This window comes from Xanthomonas euvesicatoria, from assembly GCF_013112235.1.
GTDB classification, from domain to species: domain Bacteria; phylum Pseudomonadota; class Gammaproteobacteria; order Xanthomonadales; family Xanthomonadaceae; genus Xanthomonas; species Xanthomonas euvesicatoria.
In genome coordinates this window covers 3,084,717-3,104,177 of record NZ_JABFFS010000001.1, presented here as the reverse complement: position 1 = coordinate 3,104,177, position 19,461 = coordinate 3,084,717, and the positions used below count along the sequence as shown (strand labels likewise).

The 19,461-nt window shown below is 64.3% G+C and carries 16 protein-coding genes and 3 tRNA genes; 4 read left to right on the top strand and 15 right to left on the bottom strand.

The features are described from left to right. The first annotated feature begins 24 nt into the window (after positions 1-24). Positions 25-101 (top strand) — tRNA-Arg (locus tag HLH45_RS13525). Between the two features lie 101 nt (positions 102-202). Beyond that, positions 203-279 (top strand) — tRNA-Arg (locus tag HLH45_RS13520). A 163-nt stretch (positions 280-442) separates the two neighbouring features. Here the strand turns inward: HLH45_RS13520 and HLH45_RS13515 are convergent. Together HLH45_RS13515 and HLH45_RS13510 are read right to left on the bottom strand one after the other, a co-directional pair. Next, a complete protein-coding gene (locus HLH45_RS13515) occupies positions 443-1,435 on the bottom strand; it encodes a DedA family protein/thiosulfate sulfurtransferase GlpE (RefSeq protein WP_008572144.1) in 993 nt (330 codons plus the stop codon). Positions 1,436-1,479: 44 nt separating this feature from the next. Then, entirely contained in the window at positions 1,480-2,424 is a 945-nt protein-coding gene (locus tag HLH45_RS13510) for a LysR family transcriptional regulator (RefSeq protein WP_008572145.1), read from the bottom strand. A 131-nt stretch (positions 2,425-2,555) separates the two neighbouring features. Here HLH45_RS13510 and HLH45_RS13505 point away from each other — a divergent pair, with 131 nt between their 5' ends. After that, positions 2,556-3,257, top strand: a complete 702-nt coding sequence (locus HLH45_RS13505) for a pirin family protein (RefSeq protein WP_011347116.1) — start codon at positions 2,556-2,558, stop codon at positions 3,255-3,257. 410 nt (positions 3,258-3,667) lie between these two features. Here HLH45_RS13505 and HLH45_RS13500 read toward each other — a convergent pair whose 3' ends face one another. From HLH45_RS13500 to recX, 5 genes are all read right to left on the bottom strand, one after another. Next, a complete protein-coding gene (locus HLH45_RS13500) occupies positions 3,668-5,626 on the bottom strand; it encodes a methyl-accepting chemotaxis protein (protein WP_046932051.1) in 1,959 nt (652 codons plus the stop codon). A gap of 1,140 nt (positions 5,627-6,766) precedes the next feature. After that, positions 6,767-6,859, bottom strand: a tRNA-Ser gene (locus HLH45_RS13495). An 84-nt stretch (positions 6,860-6,943) separates the two neighbouring features. After that, on the bottom strand, positions 6,944-7,156 hold the full coding sequence (gene csrA, locus HLH45_RS13490) for a carbon storage regulator CsrA (RefSeq protein WP_003481884.1): 213 nt from the start codon (positions 7,154-7,156) through the stop codon (positions 6,944-6,946). Positions 7,157-7,295: 139 nt separating this feature from the next. Further along, a complete protein-coding gene (gene alaS / locus HLH45_RS13485; protein WP_008574630.1) occupies positions 7,296-9,944 on the bottom strand; it encodes an alanine--tRNA ligase in 2,649 nt (882 codons plus the stop codon). 101 nt (positions 9,945-10,045) lie between these two features. After that, positions 10,046-10,534, bottom strand: a complete 489-nt coding sequence (recX, locus tag HLH45_RS13480) for a recombination regulator RecX (protein ID WP_008574632.1) — start codon at positions 10,532-10,534, stop codon at positions 10,046-10,048. Between the two features lie 16 nt (positions 10,535-10,550). Between recX and HLH45_RS13475 the strand changes: the two genes are divergently transcribed. Further along, positions 10,551-10,814 carry a hypothetical protein gene (locus HLH45_RS13475; protein ID WP_008574633.1) on the top strand — a complete coding sequence of 88 codons (264 nt, stop codon included), beginning with the start codon at positions 10,551-10,553 and terminating at the stop codon, positions 10,812-10,814. A gap of 17 nt (positions 10,815-10,831) precedes the next feature. Here HLH45_RS13475 and recA read toward each other — a convergent pair whose 3' ends face one another. From recA to folP, 8 genes are all read right to left on the bottom strand, one after another. Next, the gene (gene recA, locus HLH45_RS13470; protein WP_008574635.1) at positions 10,832-11,866 is read right to left on the bottom strand and encodes a recombinase RecA; all 1,035 of its coding nucleotides are present in this window, start codon (positions 11,864-11,866) and stop codon (positions 10,832-10,834) included. 172 nt (positions 11,867-12,038) lie between these two features. Beyond that, a complete protein-coding gene (gene lexA / locus HLH45_RS13465) occupies positions 12,039-12,680 on the bottom strand; it encodes a transcriptional repressor LexA (RefSeq protein ID WP_008574637.1) in 642 nt (213 codons plus the stop codon). Positions 12,681-12,768: 88 nt separating this feature from the next. Then, positions 12,769-14,445, bottom strand: coding sequence for a 2-polyprenylphenol 6-hydroxylase (gene ubiB / locus HLH45_RS13460; protein ID WP_008574639.1), 1,677 nt, complete (start codon positions 14,443-14,445; stop codon positions 12,769-12,771). Positions 14,446-14,912: 467 nt separating this feature from the next. Beyond that, a complete protein-coding gene (locus HLH45_RS13455; RefSeq protein WP_008574640.1) occupies positions 14,913-15,407 on the bottom strand; it encodes a CinA family protein in 495 nt (164 codons plus the stop codon). Positions 15,408-15,834: 427 nt separating this feature from the next. Next, on the bottom strand, positions 15,835-17,154 hold the full coding sequence (gene hflX / locus HLH45_RS13450) for a ribosome rescue GTPase HflX (RefSeq protein WP_007972061.1): 1,320 nt from the start codon (positions 17,152-17,154) through the stop codon (positions 15,835-15,837). Positions 17,155-17,165: 11 nt separating this feature from the next. Continuing rightward, positions 17,166-17,444 carry an RNA chaperone Hfq gene (gene hfq, locus HLH45_RS13445; RefSeq protein WP_005915027.1) on the bottom strand — a complete coding sequence of 93 codons (279 nt, stop codon included), beginning with the start codon at positions 17,442-17,444 and terminating at the stop codon, positions 17,166-17,168. Between the two features lie 77 nt (positions 17,445-17,521). Then, a complete protein-coding gene (miaA, locus tag HLH45_RS13440) occupies positions 17,522-18,505 on the bottom strand; it encodes a tRNA (adenosine(37)-N6)-dimethylallyltransferase MiaA (RefSeq protein ID WP_046931970.1) in 984 nt (327 codons plus the stop codon). Further along, a complete protein-coding gene (gene folP, locus HLH45_RS13435; RefSeq protein ID WP_008577336.1) occupies positions 18,505-19,407 on the bottom strand; it encodes a dihydropteroate synthase in 903 nt (300 codons plus the stop codon). Before folP ends, miaA begins: the two co-directional genes overlap by 1 nt. Between the last annotated feature and the right edge of the window lie 54 nt (positions 19,408-19,461).

Genomic DNA, 19,461 nt, shown 5'->3' with positions numbered 1-19,461 from the left:
CCGCATAATTCCGCTCCTGACGAGGCGCCCGTAGCTCAGTTGGATAGAGTACCTGGCTACGAACCAGGCGGTCGGGAGTTCGAATCTCTCCGGGCGCACCATCCTCAGAACAAGAAGAATAAGAAGACAGCACGCACGCGCTGATTTTCAGTTAAAAAGATCCGATCGCCCTGCGTCAGATCTGCAAGTCAAAACAAGATATGCGCCCGTAGCTCAGTTGGATAGAGTACCTGGCTACGAACCAGGCGGTCGGGAGTTCGAATCTCTCCGGGCGCACCAATCTTGAAGAAAACGACCAGCTTGCTGGTCTTTTTTTTGCCCGTCGTTTTTGCCGAAGCAGACGATGGCGCGCATTGCGTTGCATTGAGTGTGCTGTTCCATCGCGCGACGCCGATCTCTGAGCAACGCGCTCGCCGACGTCACAGGCCCGCCTCCAGGGCAATCAGGCCGTGGCAGCAGCCGCGTTCGCGTCGGCAACCACCGTCACCGGCACCAGCGATGTCACCGGATGCCCGGCATCGCGCCATGCATCCAGACCGCCCAACAGTGGCCGCACATCGCGGTACCCGCGCTCGCGCATCCGCGCGGCCAGCCATGCTGCAGACACCTCGTCCGGACACGCGCAGTAGATCACCACGCTACGATCGCGCGGCACGCTGGCAAGGATCTGCGCCAGCTGGCGCTCATCGGCGAACACGGCGCCAGGAATCGTGTATGGCTGCAACTGGCGATAGCCCGGAGCGCGGATATCCAGCACGGTCGGTCGCAGGCTTTCTTCGCCATCCAATAACGGCACCAACTCCTCTACCGCGATGCGCGCATGCTCCAGCGATCGCAACAGGCTCTGCCGTCGCCACCAGCGCCAACCGACATAGCCGGCCAGCAAGGCCGCCAAGACCACGATCGCGCCCGAGCCGAGTTCGGACAGCAAGGCGAGCACGTCCTGCACCTGACGCGCGAACACAGCACCCACGCCCAGGCCGACCAATGCCCACAACGATGCACCGAAGGCGTCGTATCGCAGGAACGCCGCAGGGCGTACCCGCATTGCTCCGGCCATCGGCACCGAAACCATCGACAAGCCCGGCACGAACTTGGCGACCGCCAGCACGCGCACGCCCCAGCGCGAAAAAAAGCGCTCGGTCTGCTTCATGCAGCTGTCGCGCGAGAGCGACAGCCGACACAGCGACTGCAGGGTGCGGTTACCGAAGCGGCGACCGGCCAGATACCAGACCAGATCGCCCAAGAGACTTGCCGCGACAGACACCGCCAACGCCGCAAGCCCGGCCAGCCAGGCATCGCCGTCCCCTTGCAACGCATAGCTGGCACCGACCAGCACCAGGGTCGGCAGCGCTGGCACCGGCAGCCCCAGCGACAACGCCAGCACGTTGGCGAACACCAGCGCCAATCCGTACTGTTCGATCAAGCCTTGCATGCGACGACCCTGCGCGACGGCGGGCCACCATTATCCGCCCTCCCTCACGGCGGCGACTGCCCGGCAGCGACGGAACGATACGTTGCGGCCAAGGCGTGCAACCAGCGCTCGAACAGGCCTTCGCTACACAAGGCGCGTCGCCACCAGCTCAATGCCTCCCCCTCTTCGCCCGGCCGCCATGCCAGATAAAAGGTTTCGTCGGGCTTGCGGGTTTCCACCTGCACCTCCCGCAGCCGGCCCTCCTGCAGCGCCCCGTGCGCATACGGTTCGGGCAGAAAGCCGTAGCCGGCGCCGGCCAGTTGCAGCAGCAGCTTGGTCTGCATGTCGGGCACGGTGAGCACATCGCGCCCGGAGAGCAGCCCGACCGTGCGCGGCAGCAGGCGCCGCGCCGAGTCCGCCACGGCAATCGCACGGTGTTCGGCCAGCTCCGCCGCGCCCAGCAGGCCGGCATCCGCCAGCGGAGACGTGGATGCCACGGCAAACACGAACCGCAACGTGCCGATCGGCTCGGCCACATAGCCGCCGCCACTGGGCCCCTCGCCCGCCGCCACGATCAGGTCCACGCGCCTGTCCAGCAGCGCCTCCCAACTGCCCGACAACGACTCGCTCAGCACGCGCAGCCGCGTGCTGTCGGCCACGGTGTAGAAGTCCAGGATCTGCGGCTGCAGCAAGGCCGCAGGCAGCACCCCATCCAGCCCGATCGCAAAATCCGACTCCCAGCCGGAGGCCACGCGCCGCACCCGCACCTCCAGCTCTTGCGCGGCACGCAGCAAGTGGCGCCCCTCGCGCAACAGCTCGCGGCCCGCCTGGGTCGGCGTGGCCTTGGGTCCCACCCGCTCGAACAGCTGCACGCCCAGATCCTCTTCCAGTTTGGACACCGTGTAGGAAATCGTCGAAGGCACCTTGAACAGCACCTTGGCTGCGGCCGCGAACGAGCCACGCCGGTCGATGGCATCCAGGATCTGCAGTGCTTCCAGGCTGATTTTCATTGTTCGAAATTTTCGATGATAGCGGCCAAATCTACTCGCTTTTTGTGCCGGACGCAGAGGTGGAGACTACGCATCAAGCCGCTGGACACCGATCGCCCAGCGCCAATTTCAAACCTTCCAGGAGAAGCAGCATGTTGAATGTCCGCAAGAGCGAAACCCGTGGCCGCGCCGAACATGGCTGGCTGTCCTCACGCCATACCTTCTCCTTTGCCAGCTATCACGATCCGCGCCATATGGGCATTGGCCCGCTACGGGTGATCAACGAGGACAAGGTGCAACCGGGCGAAGGCTTCGGCACCCACGCTCACCGCGACATGGAGATCATTTCCTATGTCCTGGGCGGCGCGCTGGAACACAAGGACAGCATGGGCACCGGCTCGGTCCTGCATTATGGCGACGTGCAGCGGATGAGCGCCGGCAGCGGCGTGACGCACAGCGAGTTCAATCACTCAGCCAGCGAGCCCGTGCACTTCCTGCAGATCTGGGTAATGCCCGAGCGTGCCGGCATCGAGCCAAGCTACGAAGAAAAGCACTTCGATGCCGAGAGCAAGCGTAACCAGTTGCGCTTGATCGCCTCGCCAGGCGGTGACCATGGCTCCCTGCGCCTGCACCAGGACGCACGCCTGTATGCCTCGATCCTGGATGGCCAGGCGCGTTTGCAGCAGCCGCTGGCCGAAGGCCGCATCGGCTACGTGCAGGTGGCCCGCGGCAGCCTGAGCGTCAATGGGCAAGCGCTATCGGCTGGCGACGCGGTGCAGATCGTCGGCGAGCCGGAAATCGTACTGGCCGACGCACGCGATGCCGAGGTCCTGGTGTTCGACCTGCCCAAGTAAGCAAGGCTGGATGGATGGCGTACCTGCGCAGGATTGGTGTGCGATGCGCTGGCCAGTGCCGAAACAAACAAAGCCCGCTCACGCGGGCTTTGTCTTGTGCGCAGCTTCTTGGGAGCTGACCAAACCTGACGCGGCAGCTGATGGCACGTGGCTTACGCACTGTGCCTTGATGCCCAAGATCCGCGAGATGGACATGCGATTTGCGACTGCCGGTTGCGCGCTGCGATCGATGCGTTGCAAATCGCCGCTCGCATCTTTACTGCGGTCGATAGGTCGTCGCAGCGGCGCTGATGGCAGCGACTGCCTCAGCACCGCAGGTTCGGGCACTTGCGCCCAGATCCACTCCTAAAGGAAGTTGCAATATGTGAGGGCACATCACGACGTCGCTTGCGAAACGCAGTGAACCATCATCACGCTACTTTCGCTGTCGCGCGCCGCGCAGCCTGCGCATCGACCTGCACTGGCGCGCGATCCGCCCCGCCATCCGCATCGCCATTGACCAAGGCGAACAGCGCATCCGCATCGCCTTCCAGCACGCGCGCCGAACGCGCCAGGTCGCCCACCATCTGCGCCTGGTCGCGCGCCTGCACGCCGATCGACTGCAACGCGGTATTGGCGCTGGAAATGTCCAGCGCCTGATCATGGCTGGCGGCGGCGATCTGCTCCACGGTCGCAGTGACGCGCAGGACCGACGTCACCATGTCCTGCATCACCACACCGGCCTGTTCGGCCAGGCGCGAGCCATCGCCGACCTGATCGGTCGCGTTGTCGATCAGGGACCGGATCTCCCTGGCCGACACGCTGCAGCGCTGCGCAAGGCTACGCACTTCGGTCGCCACCACCGCAAAACCGCGCCCCTGTTCGCCCGCACGCGCCGCCTCGACCGCAGCGTTCAGGGCCAGGATGTTGGTCTGAAACGCGATGCCGTCGATCACCTCGATGATCTGACCGATGCGGTCGGTCGCCGAGCGGATGCCGGCGGTGGTCTTGACCACATCGGCAATGACCTCGGCACCGCGCCGCGCCACCGTGGCCGAGTCTTCGGCCATGCGCCGCGCCGAACCGGCATTCTCGGAATTGGCCCGCACCGTTGCGGCCAGCTGATCGATCGTGCTCGAGGTCTGCGCCACCGCAGCAGACTGCGTAGACACGCGACTGACCAGCTCCTGGTTGCTCACGGAAATATGGTGCGCCTCGCGCTGCACGTTCTGCGCAATGCTCATGGTCTGCAGCATCAAATCGCGCATCCGTTCGGCCGAACGCACCTGGTCAGTGACGTCGGTTGCGTATTTGACCACCTTGTAGGGTCGCCCGGAGACGTCCAGGATCGGGTTGTAGGAAGCCTGGATCCATACCGTGCTGCCATCCTTGCGCAGTCGGCGATAACGTCCCGCATCGAACTGGCCGCTCGCCAGTTTTGCCCAGAACTGCCGGTACTCCTCGGACGCGCAGTAGGCCGCATCGACGAACACGCTGTGGTGTTGGCCGATCGCCTCGGCCGCCGGATACCCCATGATGGTCAGGAAGTTTTCGTTCGCACCGAGCACGTTCCCTTGCAGGTCGAACTCGATCACCCCCATGACCTTGTCGATCGCCCGGATACGCCCGTCCGCATCGGCCGAATCGATCACCTGGCGGGTCACGTCGGTGGCGTACTTGACCACCTTGTACGGTCGCCCGTGCTCATCGAGCACCGGGTTGTAGGACGCCTGGATCCACACCTCCCTGCCGTCCTTGCCGATGCGCCGATAGCGGCCCGCATCGAAGGCACCGCGCCCGAGCGAATCCCAGAACGCGCGATACGCAGCCGACTGGCGCGTGCCGGCATCGACAAACATGCCATGGTGCTTGCCGCGAATCTCCTCGAGCCGGTAGCCCATCACGTGCAGGAAATTCTGGTTGGCCGCGAGCACGGTGCCGTCCAGCGAAAACTCGATGACCGCCATCACCTTGTCGATGGCGTCGATGCGCCCCTCGAAGTCGGCTGTCTGGCGTACCTGCGCAGTGATGTCGGTGGCGTACTTCACCACGCGATATGCCTTGCCGGATCGATCCAGCAACGGGTTGTAGGAGGCATTGATCCACACCTCGTGCCCGCGCCTGTCCAGCCGGCAGAAGCGCCCGGCATTGAAGTCGCCGCGCCGCAGCCCTTCCCAGAAGTGCCGATAGCTTTCGCTGTCGCGATCTGCGGCCGTCACGAACATGCGGTGGTGCTGGCCGACCACCTCGTCCAGCCGATACCCCATCAGGGCCAGGAAGTTCGAGTTTGCATCCAGAATGCGACCGTCCAGATCGAACTCGATCACCGCCATCACCCGGTCCACCGCTGCGACCTTGTGTTGCAGCCCGCGACCCCAGAAGGAGAACACACGTCCAAGCAGGTGCGATAGGCGCATCACGTCAACATCCGAGATATGGTTCACGTCCTTAGCGACCCATGCGCCGGTTACTTGACCCCCACAACGTACCGCATCTACAAGGCGGTTCAGATGCGTAAGGCAGCGGCGACGCGCTCCGGCGCGAAGCGGCAATGGCACTGGCCCTGAGTTGCCTTTATGGCATCCCGGGCAGGCGATCCAACGGGGTGCAAGACCTCAATAGCTGCGCTGCCAGCCTCGACTGCCGAATATCGATAGGCCTTTCACGCCGGGTCTTCGGCCCCGGTTATGGCTTTGGTTGGTTTTGGTTTTGATCCTTATTCCTGGATGGTTCGCTGGAGTGCAGTGGCGCATCGCTCCAGTTGCAGCAGCGACAAATCCAACGCTGTACTCTCGCGCGCAGAATCAGCGCCGTCGTACACCACCCGCCTGCATGCGCAAGGCGGCAAAAAAAAAAAAGTGCCCAAGACGCCATCGATACGAGGCTCATTACTGACGTCGATGCGCCTGGCTCGATGCGCTGCACGGCGCGTTGGCGTACACGACACTGGAGAGTGCTGCTTCGCCAGGTGTCGCGCCCTCTCCGCAAGCGCATGCCACCAACCATGCCAATGGAATGACATGTCAGAGATGCGCCGAAATCCGGCGGAGGGGCAGCGAGCAAGCAGGACGCGACCTCTTCGCAACGCGACAAGGAATCTCACGCTCGCGCTGCAGGCGCCTCAGGCGTCACTATCGACTGTCGAGCGATGCGAGCAAGACCAGGGCCTTCGCTAGCTGGCAACTCTCATGCTTGAGATGCAGCCGGTGAGAGACGCAAAGAATCGTTACCAGCCTCCGGCTAGCAACCGAGCTCGGAGGCGATACTCCCTGAAGCACTGTGGCCGCTGGCGACGCGCGCACAGCGTGACCCTTTCGCCGTCCTCACTGATGGCCTGGGGACTGTTGGCAGGAGTGTGCTCCAGGGCGTCTGCAGCGTTGAACCAACGCCAGCGAGCACCCACGGATATCGCAGAATTCGACGACACGCATTGCCGCAGGCGACGCTCTCAAGCAGCATCGCCTTCTCGACGAACCCGCAGCACAAATAAAAACGCCCGCAAATCAGTGATTTGCGGGCGTTTAGAACACTGGCGGAGCGAGAGGGATTCGAACCCTCGATAGAGCTTTTGACCCTATACTCCCTTAGCAGGGGAGCCCCTTCAGCCGCTCGGGCATCGCTCCAGTTTTTTGCTGCCTGCCGCGATGTCCGTGGCAGGCCGCGAAGAATACCGGGTAAGAGGGGCTAACGTAAACCCTTGACAACGATCAATTCGAAGAATCGTCACCGTGATGTGCGCCGGAAGCGACCGGCTCATCCCCACGCTGGATGCGCTGATAGATTTCTTCGCGATGCACAGCCACATCCTTGGGTGCGGTGATACCGATACGCACCTGATTGCCCTTGACGCCGAGAACGGTCACGGTGACCGAGTCGCCGATCATCAAGGTTTCGCCTACCCGGCGAGTGAGGATCAACATTTTGCAAATCTCCTGGAACCGGTGGATTTCCCACCAGCATCGACGGCCTCCTGACTGAGACGCGCCCTACGTAAAGGGAATAGACCAGAAATGGTAGCGGGACATCCTGCTAGCCAGCAAGGCATAGCAGGACAAGTGTTCAGCCCAAGTGTTGCTTGACCCAGAGGGGCACACCGTCGAGTGCGGTCGCAAGGGCGGGCCCGTCCTCGCCACCACCCTGGGCGAGATCCGGACGGCCGCCGCCCTTGCCGCCGATCTGACTGGCGATGTGACCGAGGAGTTCCCCTGCCTTCACCTTGCCAGTTGGGCTGCCGTTCACACCGGCGACGAGCGCCACCTTGCCGCCCGAAGCGCCAGCCAGCACGATGACCGAATCGCCGAGCTGCTGCTTCAGGCGATCCATCGCATCGCGCAGCGCCTTGGCATCGAAGCCCTCCAGACGCACCGCGACAACCTTGACTCCGACAACATCGATCGCGCTAGCGCCCAAATCGGCAGTCGCACCCGACGCCAACTTGGCCTTGAGCGATTCCAGCTCGCGCTCCAGCCGCTTCTGGCGCTCGGTCAGTGCGCGCACCTTGTCCACCACCTCGCTGGTGTTGCCGCCGAGCAGATTGGCCGCTTCCAGCAGGCGACGTTCCTCGTCAGCCACATAGTCCAGCGCGCCCTGCCCGGTCACCGCTTCGATACGACGCACGCCCGACGACACGCCGCCTTCGGAGGTGATCTTGAACAAGCCGATGTCGCCGGTGCGGGTGACGTGGGTACCGCCACACAGCTCAGTGGAATAGCCGCCCATCTTGAGCACGCGGACGTTTTCTCCGTACTTCTCGCCGAACAGCGCCATCGCGCCGAAATCCAGCGCCTCCTGCATGGCCATGTTGTGCACTTCCACGCCATGGTTGGCGCGCACTTCGGCGTTGACCTTGCGCTCGATCACAGCGAGCTCGTCGGCAGTGATCGGCTGGAAGTGCGAGAAGTCAAAGCGCAGACGATCAGGCGCGACCAGCGAACCCTTCTGTTGCACATGCGTTCCCAGGACTTCGCGCAGGGCGGCGTGCAGCAGATGGGTGGCCGAGTGGTTGAGGATGGTCTTGCCGCGACGTTGCGTGTCGATCCCGCCGGCAAGCACATCGCCAAGCGCGAGCGCGCCTTCGCTGATGCGCCCCACATGCCCGTGGAACTGGCCTGCGAACTTCTGCGTATCGGTAACGTTGATCGACACGCCGGGGCCGCTCAGCTGGCCGCTGTCGCCGACCTGGCCGCCCGACTCGGCATAGAACGGCGTGCGGTCGGTGAACACGATCACCTCATCGCCCGCTTCCGCACGTTCGACCGGGCGGCCCTGCTTGAGCAATGCCACGACCTTGAGGGCATCGGCATCGTACGCTTCGTAGCCCAGGAACACGGTCGGCGACATGCTGGCGACCAGGTCCGCCGGCAATGCGACGCCACCGCCGAACTTGCCAGCCGCGCGCGCCGTCTCGCGCTGGCGCTCCATCGCGAACTCGAAGCCCTCCATGTCCACGCGCATGCCGCGCTCGCGCGCGATGTCGGCAGTCAGGTCGACCGGGAAGCCGTAAGTGTCGTACAGCCGAAACGCGTCGGCGCCCGGGATGATGTCCTGCGAGCGCGATGCGACCTCGTCGAAGATCTTCATGCCGGCGTCCAGCGTCTCGGCAAAGCGCTCTTCTTCGGCCAACAGCGCGCGCGCCACAGTGTCCTGCGCCACCACCAGCTCGGGATAGGCTTCGCCCATCAGCTCCACCAGCGTGGGCACCATCTTGCTGAAGAACGGCTGGCGCACGCCCAACATCCAACCATGGCGCAGCGCACGCCGGATGATCCGGCGCAGCACATAGCCGCGGCCTTCGTTGGAGGGCAACACGCCATCGACGATGAGGAAAGAACAGGCGCGGATGTGATCGGCGATTACCCGCAGCGACTTATTCTCCAGATCGGTGATGCCGGTCAGCGCACTGGCCTTGCCGATCAACGCCTGGAACAGGTCGATTTCATAGTTGGTATGGACGTGCTGCAGGATCGCAGCCAGACGCTCCAAGCCCATGCCTGTGTCCACGCACGGCGCCGGCAGCGGCACCAGGGTGCCGTCGGGCTGGCGATCGAACTGCATGAAGACCAGGTTCCAGATCTCGATGAAGCGGTCGCCGTCTTCATCCGGGGACCCCGGTGGACCACCGGCGATGTGATCGCCGTGGTCGAAGAAGATTTCGGTACACGGGCCGCAGGGGCCGGTATCGGCCATCTGCCAGAAATTGTCCGACGCGTAGGGCGCACCCTTGTTGTCGCCAATGCGTACGATGCGGCTTTCCGGGATGCCGATCATGTCGCGCCACAACGCGAAGGCTTCTTCGTCGGTGTGATAGACGGTGACCAGCAGGCGGTCGGCCGGCAGCTTCCAGACCTGGGTCAACAGTTCCCATGCCCAGGCGATGGCGTCCTTCTTGAAATAGTCGCCGAACGACCAGTTGCCGAGCATTTCGAAGAAGGTGTGGTGGCGTGCGGTGTAGCCAACCGAGTCCAGATCGTTGTGCTTGCCACCGGCACGCAGGCAGCGCTGCACGTCTGCAGCACGGACGTAGCTGCGCTTCTCCGCGCCAAGGAAGACGTCCTTGAACTGGACCATGCCGGAGTTGGTAAACAGCAAGGTGGGGTCGTTGCCCGGCACCAGCGGCGCGGATGGCACGATGGTGTGGCCCTTCCCCTCGAAGAACGCGAGGAAGTCACTACGAATCTGGGAAGTGCTGAATTTGGCAGGTGCGTTCATGTGCTGGCATTGGGCGGGCGGCAGTCCCGGTCACCCAATGACATGTGGGCGCAGATGAGCGGAACAACCTGAAACCACGAAGGGTAGCAGGCCTGACGCCCTCAGTCCTCAAGGTCGAAGCGCGTGGCGGCGCGAATGCTGTTGCCGTCGAAACCCCGCCGGGCCAGCAGATCGGCGGCCTTGCGCCGCTGCGGAAGGTCGGTTGGGCCTTGTTCGCCGAACCGACGGCGGATCAGGTCGCGCGCGTTTTCGGTCCAATCCCCTTCAAAGGTCGCCAAAGCGGCACTGATGGCCTCGCTATCCAGGCCATGGGTTCCGAGCTCGGCACGAATATGCAGCGGGCCATAACCAGAACCGGCGCGATTGCGCACCACTGCAGCAGCGAAGCGGGTGTCGTCCTGCCATCCCTCGTCCGTGAGCCGATCGACGGCCGCCTGCGCCGCATCTGGCTCGATCCCGCGGGCGAGCAGCTTGCGGTTCAATTCCTTGCGCGAATGTTCGCGCCGCACCAATAGGCCGAGTGCGCGCTGGACCGGCGTCTGTTCCTTGAACCGGCGCCCCTGCTTTGGTGCGGGCTCTTGCTCGTCCATCGTTGAGGTGTCCCGAATGGCCAAGATCAGTTACGACATCAATGCGCCGTCCATGGCGCCTGCCCTCCTGGCCTTCGATAGATCTACCGCGAGAAGCGACGGCACTGACTCCGCCGTCCCCGCGATAGAAAAACTTCAAACACGCTCGAACCTGTTGCCCCAGCGCCGGGCGGACGTGGGCGGCAATGGAGCGGTGGCGTACCGTGCGAGGTTCCGCCCACCGCTCACCAACAGCATCACCGTCACCGATTCCCGGCAAACCGACTCCGGCGACTGGTGATGTTGTGCGGCTGCAACTTATTCCTTGTCTTCGTCGTCGCCGGCCTCGCGCGGTGCTTCGGCAGGCTGGAACTTCTCACGCAACTCGGCTTCCAGCCGAGTCGCAACCTGCGGGTTGTCGCGCAGGTAGGTCCGTGCGTTGTCCTTGCCCTGCCCGATGCGCTCATCGCCGTAGCTGTACCAGGCGCCGGCCTTGTCGACCAGCTTGGCTTCCACGCCCATGTCGATCAATTCACCCTCGCGGCTGATACCTTCGCCATACAGGATTTCGGTCACGACCTGCTTGAACGGAGGCGCCAGCTTGTTCTTGACCACCTTGATCTTGGTCTGGTTGCCGATGATCTCGTCGCCCTTCTTGATCGCACCGATACGGCGAATATCCAGACGCACCGAGGCGTAGAACTTCAGCGCGTTGCCGCCGGTGGTCACTTCCGGGCTCTGGCCCGGCATCATGACGCCGATCTTCATGCGCAGCTGATTGATGAAGACCACCAGCGTATTGGAGCGCTTGATATTGCCGGTGAGCTTGCGCAGCGCCTGGCTCATCAGGCGAGCCTGCAAACCAGGCAACTGGTCGCCCATCTCGCCTTCGATTTCCGCCTTTGGCGTCAGTGCGGCAACCGAGTCGACCACCACGATATCAACCGAACCCGAGCGCACCAGCATGTCGGCAATTTCCAGTGCCTGCTCACCGGTATCGGGCTGCGACAGCAGCAGGTCGTCGACGTTGACGCCCAGCTTGGCCGCATAAATCGGGTCCAGCGCGTGCTCGGCGTCGATGAAGGCAGCGGTGCCGCCGTTCTTCTGGCACTGGGCAATGGCTTGCAGGGTCAAGGTGGTCTTGCCGGAAGATTCCGGGCCGTAGATTTCGACCACGCGGCCCTTCGGCAGGCCGCCGATCCCCAGGGCGATATCCAGCATCAGCGAGCCGGTCGGGATGACTTCGACCGCCTCGATGACGCGGTCGCCCATGCGCATGACCGAACCCTTGCCGAATTGCTTTTCGATCTGGCTCAGTGCGGCGGAAAGGGCGCGCTTCTTGTTCTCGTCCATCTGGGTGATCCTCGTCAGTGATTTCGGTATGGGGCTAATGTAGCGGCGGTGTATCGCACAGGCTGAGACTGCAGGCGACACACTCAGATTAGGGAGGCAGAAGGTCCCGCGGCAGCGGGAAATCCTGCGGTGCCAGCTCGGAGAAACGCCGGCACGGCCATCGGCGCAGACCTCAGCGGTTAGGCCTCAACAGTCCGCAATACAGTCCTTCAATCGCGAAATCCTGATCCGGTAGCACCTCAATGGGCGCGTAGTCCGGATTGCGCGGCAACAGCCGGATGCGGTCCTTGCCGATCTTCAGCAGCTTTACCGTGATTTCCTCATCGATCCGCGCCACCACGATCTGCCCCGAGCGCGCGTCGCGGGTACGGTGCACGCCGATCAGGTCGCCATTGAAGATGCCTTCGTCGCGCATCGAATCGCCTTGCACCTTGAGCAGATAATCCGGCGAGGGCGAGAAAAACACACGATCCAGTACAACGAAGTCGTCCGAGCCGATATCGGCACCGATCGGCAAACCCGCCGCAACGCGGCCCAGCACCGGCAGGCGCAGCACATCGTCGCGGGCCGCCTCGCTCACCGGAGCCGTGCGTGTCTGCGCACCCTGCCCGGCCAGCCGTATCCCGCGCGCCTGGCCTGGAACGCGGCGGATCGCCCCCGCATGCTCCAGCGCTTCCAGGTGATATTGCGCCGCGCGGACGCCCTTGAAGCCGAACGCGCGCGCGATCTCGGTCTGCGACGGCGGAACACCATCGGCATCGATGCGCTCGGCGATCAAGGCCAGGATTGCTTGCTGGGTGTCGGTCAGGTCCATGGTTAGTAGTATTACTACTAACGAGCGCCTGCGCAAGTGTTCGCCGCGCCGTGCCCGCAGGCCACCACGATGCCCCGCGCGTCGCGCGCTAGCGCCGGCTTCTCCAGATCGAAAACAGGATCCAGATGCCGCATAGCGCCGCGCCGATGAAACCGCCCACGCCCAGCGCGAGCAACCAGCGGCTGGCGCTCCCGCCGACGCTGTTCATGACGATCGAGGAGCCGATCACCAACGCGGCAGTCACGATCCCCATCGTGAGGCGATTGGCCGCGCGGTCGACCTGCTCGCCGAACTCGCGCAATGCGCGTGTTTCGATCTGAAGCTGCAGCTTGCCGCGGCGTGCGGCTTGCAACAGGCGCTTGAGGTCGCGCGGCAGATCGCCGATCAGGTCGATCGCGCCAGTCACGGTCCGCCGGCCGCGCCGCACGATGGCGCGCGGCGCATAGCGCTGCAACACCACGCGTTCCAGATACGGGCGCGCCTCGGTGGCCATGTCGAAATCCGGATCGAGCTGACGCCCCATGCCTTCCAGGGTGAGAAAGGCCTTGATCATCAGCGCCAGATCCGATGGCAGCGTCAGTCCGTGATCGCGCAGGATGGAGGTGACGTCGCCAAGCATTGCGCCAATACGCAATTCTTTCAGCGGCACGCCTCGATACTCGTCGACGAACGCGCCGATGTCTTGCTGCAAACGCGCCTCGTCGATCTCCAGGCTGGTGCCCGCCCATTCCAGCAAGACGTCGATCACTGCTTCGGCGTCGTAGCTGACCATGCCGTGCAGCAGCTGTGCGACCTGAAACCGACGCTGCTCGGAGACGCGCCCGACCATGCCGAAATCGATGACCGCGATGCGCCCGTCGCGCAGGTAAAAAATGTTCCCCGGATGCGGGTCGGCGTGGAAGCAGCCATCCTGCAACACCATCTTGAGCACGATGCCGGCACCGGCACGTGCGAGCGCCCTGCGATCCAGGCCGGCCGCATCGACGGCGAGCAGATCGCGCCCCGGAATTCCATCGATGAATTCCTGCACGTTGAGCGACTCGCAGGTCCACTCCCAGTACACCGCCGGCACCACCACCTGCGTATCGTGCGCGAAGTTGGCGGCGATGCGTTCGGCGTTGCGCCCCTCCGCAGCGAAGTCCAGCTCGCGTCGCAGCGAAACGGTAAATTGCTGCACCACCTCGGAAGGACGGTAGCGCTTGAGATCCGGTGCGCGGGTCTCGACGATTTCAGCAAGCCGGGCGAGCAGGCGCAGATCCGCGTCGATGGTGTCACCGATATCGGGACGACGAATCTTCAATACCACCGGCGTGCCATCGACCAACCACGCGCGATGGGTCTGTGCCAGCGAGGCGGCTGCCAGCGGCTGTTCGTCCAGGCGCGCGAAGACGGTTTCCGGCTCCATGCCCAACGCAGCGACCAGCTGTGGGCGAATCTGCTCGAACGGCAGCGCCGGCACCGCGTTCTGCAGCTCGCTCAATTCTTCGATCCACTCCGGTGGCAGCAGATCCACACGCGTGGCCAGCACCTGGCCCAGTTTGACGAAGGTGGGTCCGAGCTCTTCCAGTGCACGCCGCACGCGCATCGCTGCGGACATGCGCAACCGGCCCTCGGCGTTCTGCCAATGCAACAGCCTGCCGGCGCGCTCAAGCACATCGGCCATGCCGATACGACGCACCACATCGCCGAAGCCGTAGCGGATCAGGACCGAAGCGATTTCCTGCAGACGCCCAAGATCACGTACCGTGCCGAGTGCTTCCCACATCAGCGCACCGCCTGCGAGCGCGTTGCGCTCAGGCAATGCGTGACACTGCAGTAGATAGCAGCCTGCAACGCGGCGATCGATGGGACAGGAGCAAGAAACGAATGCATTGGCACGCGGGGCGGTGAGCGGACCTTGTTTGTAGCCGATCTGCCCTCCGCTGTCGCGCTCTCGCCTCGTCCAAGCTCAGCGCAGGTTACAAGGCGCGCGCGGTACATGCGCAACAGGCAGCGTTCGCTGATGAGCTGCCTGCACCCGGGTTGCGCCATTGTCGCTTCGCAGCCTCGTTGCCGCATGTGCCAAGTAACGCGTCCGCTCAGCGTGCTGCAGCGGCGTGTCGACAACGAGGCCCAGCCAGTTATTGGAACGGCGCTCGGTCACGGCCTTGGGTTTCCAGGCTGTGCGAGATTGCGCCGGAAATGGGGCGCCGCGGATCTGCTGCCGAACGCCATCAGCGAACCCGACGACCGCTAAAGCAGCGCGCTCAACCCGCGCAATGCTGCGACGACGGTCTGACGACGCACAGCATCGCGGTCGCCATTGAACTGGAACAGTTGTGCGGTGGCATAACCGCCACGGCGTTTCCAGCCGATCCAGACCGTGCCGACCGGCTTGTCCTCACTGCCGCCGCCAGGCCCGGCGATGCCGGTCACCGCCACCGCGATGCTTGCGCCGGAATTCACCAGGGCGCCAGAGACCATTTCGATCACCGTTTCGCGACTGACCGCCCCGTGCACTTCCAAGGTCTGTGGGCGGACACCGAGTAGCGCCTGCTTGGCCTCGTAGCTATAGGCGGCCATGCCGCAATCGAACCAGTGCGAGGAGCCGGCGACATCGGTCACCGCCTTGGCGATCCAGCCACCCGTACAACTCTCGGCAGTGACCAGGCGCTCGCGCGCGGCAAGCAATTGCTGCCCGAGGGCTTCGGCCAGCTGCTGCAGTTCGGAATCGGCGGAAAAAGACATGGGCACGGCAAGGAGGGGGCAGCGGACGTTTTAGCCCAATTCGTCGCGCCTGTCTGCCGCTGGCGCCGATTCCGGCTGGGCGCGAGGTGGCCAGGGTTCAGTGGCGATGTGCGGCCAATATGCGGTACGACGGGTCTGGACGGGCTTGCATGTGCGCCGAGGTGCCGGCCGCACGTGGTCAACGTGCAGCGCCGCCTCCAAGCACCGAATCACCGCACCCAGGGCGTCATTCCTGATCACAGGTGTGATGCGCCACATGAGCGCACCACTGCACTCTTGCGCAGCACCCACTGCTCATATTGATTTTCTGTGAGTTCCGGCTGGCCGGGACGAGGCCTGGCAACTGCCGCACAGCGACGCGCTCCACCCTTCCCCATGCGCCTTGAAGCAGCAGCACGGTCGTGTGCGACCGACCGTGCCGCTTCCATCACGCTTCCCAGTCTTCGCGACGATCCGGCAGCATCGCGCGCAGCGGCGCACCGTCCTGCCCGGCGGCCAACCGCTCGGCCTCGACCATCGGCAGATCGACCTCGAGCAACCAACCCTCTTCGTCGGATTGCTCATTGCGCACCACTTCCAGCTGATGCAGCCTGGAACGCAGGCGACCGGCAGACGGTGGTAACCGTAGCTGGCCGGTCAGGTGGCGCAGATCCAGCCGCTGGCCGAGCGCATGCTGCAATTCTTCCAGCCCGCGTCCGTCGCGCGCCGACACCCAGACACGCTCGCGGCGTGCCGGGTCAGGAATGCCGTCCTGCGCGTCGTGGCGCACTTCGGCGCCCTCGATCTTGTCGATCTTGTTGAATACCAGCAGTTGCGGCAGATCGCCCGCACCGACGGCCTGCAACACTTCATCGACCTGCAGGATGCGTTCCTCGCGCAACGGGTCTGCTGCATCGACGACGTGCAGCAACAGATCGGCGTCGCGCGCCTCCGACAGCGTGGAGCGGAATGCGGCGACCAGCTCGTGCGGAAGATCGCGCACGAAGCCGACCGTGTCGGCAAGAATCGCGCTGCCACCCGGCAACGCAATGCGTCGCACGGTGGGGTCGAGCGTGGCGAACAATTGATCTGCCACGTAAGCCTCTGCGCCGGTCAACACATTGAATAATGTCGACTTGCCGGCATTGGTGTAGCCGACCAGTGCAATCCGTGGCAATTCGCTGCGCATCCGCGCACGACGCATCTGGGTGCGCTGCACCTCGACCTTTTCCAGCCGCTGCTGCAGCTGTTCGACGCGTTTTTGCAGCAGGCGGCGGTCGGTTTCCAGCTGGGTTTCGCCGGGGCCGCGCAGGCCGATGGAGCCACCGCGCTGACGCTCCAAGTGCGTCCAGCCTCGTACCAGCCGCGTGGCCATGTGACGCAACTGCGCCAGCTCCACCTGCAGCTTGCCTTCGTGGCTGCGCGCACGTTGCGCGAAGATGTCCAGGATCAACCCGGTGCGGTCGATCACACGCCGCTCCAGATACCGCTCAAGGTTGCGCTCCTGGCCGGGCGACAAGGTGTGGTTGACCAGCACCAGATCGGCACCGGTGGCCTCGGCTGCGGCCTTGACCTCTTCCAGCTTGCCGCTACCGATCAAGGTCGACGGGCTGGGCTTATCGATGCGCGCGGTGAGCGTGGCGGCCACCGTGGCGCCCGCCGACTTTGCAAGGTCGGCGAACTCCTCCATCACATCGTCTTCGGCAGGCCCGCCGGAGTGGGTCTGTATCAATAACGCGTGTTCACCCTTGCGGGACCGATCAAACACGCACTGCTCCGTTACTGCTCGACGTCGTCATCTTCCGCCTGATTGCCTTCATTGGATTGCACATACCCACCACCAGGCCCCACGCGCACATTGCGCGCCGGCACCACCGTGGAAATGGCGTGCTTGTACACCATCTGACTCACGGTATTGCGCAGCAGGACCACGAATTGGTCGAACGACTCGATCGTGCCCTGCAGCTTGATGCCATTGACCAGATACACCGACACGGGCACCCGCTCGCGCCGCAGCGCATTGAGGAATGGGTCCTGTAAAGATTGCCCCTTAGCCATCGAAAAATCCTCTTCATTATTGTTCTTATTGTTCCGGTCGACACCTGCTATCCCCAGCCGGTCCCGGAAACGGGATGTTACACGCCTGAAGCCTGCCGTACAGCGGGACGATCAGCGAGGAAGCCGACAATTGCGTCCTCCAATTGATGAAGGTCACGCTCCGGGTCGAACCAGCGCGCGTCCAGCTCGCCGCGCAGCCAGGTGAGCTGCCGCTTGGCCAGTTGCCGGGTCGCCTGGATCGCCTTGTCGCGGAACTCGGCCAGGCCGCCAGCCCCGTCCAGGTACTGCCAGGCCTGGCGGTAGCCGACCGCGCGCACGGCCGGCAAATCCAGCGGCGCCGCCACCGCCTGCATCTGCGGCAGCGCCCGCAGACGCTGCACTTCCCCCAGAAAATCCTGCGCCAACATCGCATCCAGCCGGTGTGCGATCCGTGCATGCAGCACCGCGCGCTCGCGTGGGGCCAAGACCACCTTCAACACGCGTACCGGCAGGCGCGGCCCTGGCGGTAGCGCCTGCCACGCGCTGATCGGCCGCCCGCTGATGCGGTAGACCTCCAGCGCCCGCTGGATCCGCTGCGGGTCGGTCGCATGAATGCGCGCTGCCGCAACCGGGTCCACACGTGCCAGTTGTGCGTGCAAACCGGCCCAACCGATATGCTGAGCTTCGGCCGCGATGGATGCACGCACCGTTTGGTCGGCCTCGGGCAGGTGCGACAAACCTTCCAGCAGTGCACGAAAATACAGCCCGGTGCCGCCGGCCAGAATCGGCAATTTGCCGCGCGCCACGATTTGCGCGATCGCCTGGCGTGCATCGGTGGCGAACTCCGCTGCCGAATACACCTGCCAGGGATCGCGCAGGTCGAGCAGATGATGCGGCACCGCCGCGCGCATTGGCCCGTCCGGCTTGGCCGCACCGATCTCCAGGCCGCGATACACCAGCGCCGAATCGACGCTGACGATTTCCCCGTTCCAGCGCTCCGCAGCTTCCAGCGCCAGCGCCGTCTTGCCGCTGGCGGTGGGGCCCATCACGGCGATCGCCAGCGGGCGTTGGTCGACAGGCATCAGTCCTCGTCCGGCCAACGAATCGTGGGCGCGGCGGGCGCGCTGACACGCGGTACGGGAATCGCCGCCATCGCCGTCCATACCTTCAACGCATCCACGGTTGCCGCCACATCGTGCACGCGCAGCAGCAGCGCGCCATGTTGTGCGGCGATCAGATGCGCGGCCACCGAGCCGTGCACACGTTCGGCGGCGATCTGGCGCCCGGTCAGTTCGCCGATGCTGCGTTTGCGCGACAGCCCGGCCAGCACCGGCAAACCGAATTCCTGCAGCCGCTGCAGCTGCGCAAGCAGGGTGAGGTTGTGCGGGGTGGTCTTATCGAATCCAAAGCCCGGGTCCAGGACCAGCCAGCGCTTGTCGATGCCGGCCATCTCGGCAGCGAAGATGCGCTCGGCCAGAAACCGGTGCACTTCACCCACGATATCGTCGTAGTGCGGCGCATCCTGCATGGCGTGCGGCGCGCTGCGCGCATGCATCAAGACCACAGGCACGCGCAGGTCCGACGCCGCTTCCAGCGCACCGGGCGAACGCAGGGCATAGACGTCGTTGATTATGCCGGCGCCGGCCGCGACCGCCGCGCGCATGACCTCCGGTTTGAACGTATCCACGCTGATCGGCACGCTGGTGCGCTGGGCCAGCGCCTCGATGACCGGAATGACCCGCTGCAATTCTTCTTCAACCGAGACCGCCGCAGCGCCCGGGCGGGTGGATTCACCACCGACATCCAGCACCGCAGCGCCCTGCTCCACCAACGCCAGCCCATGCGCGATCGCCGCTTCGCAGGTCGCATGCTGGCCGCCGTCGGAGAACGAATCGGGTGTGACATTGACGATACCCATCACCTGCGGTGCATCCAGTCGCAGGCTGCGGCCGGCGCAATCCAGTGTCAGGGTGGTATCGAACATCGGCAGTGTCTCCTGGGTTGGTGATGGTCGCCCATACGTGGGCATCGATGCGGC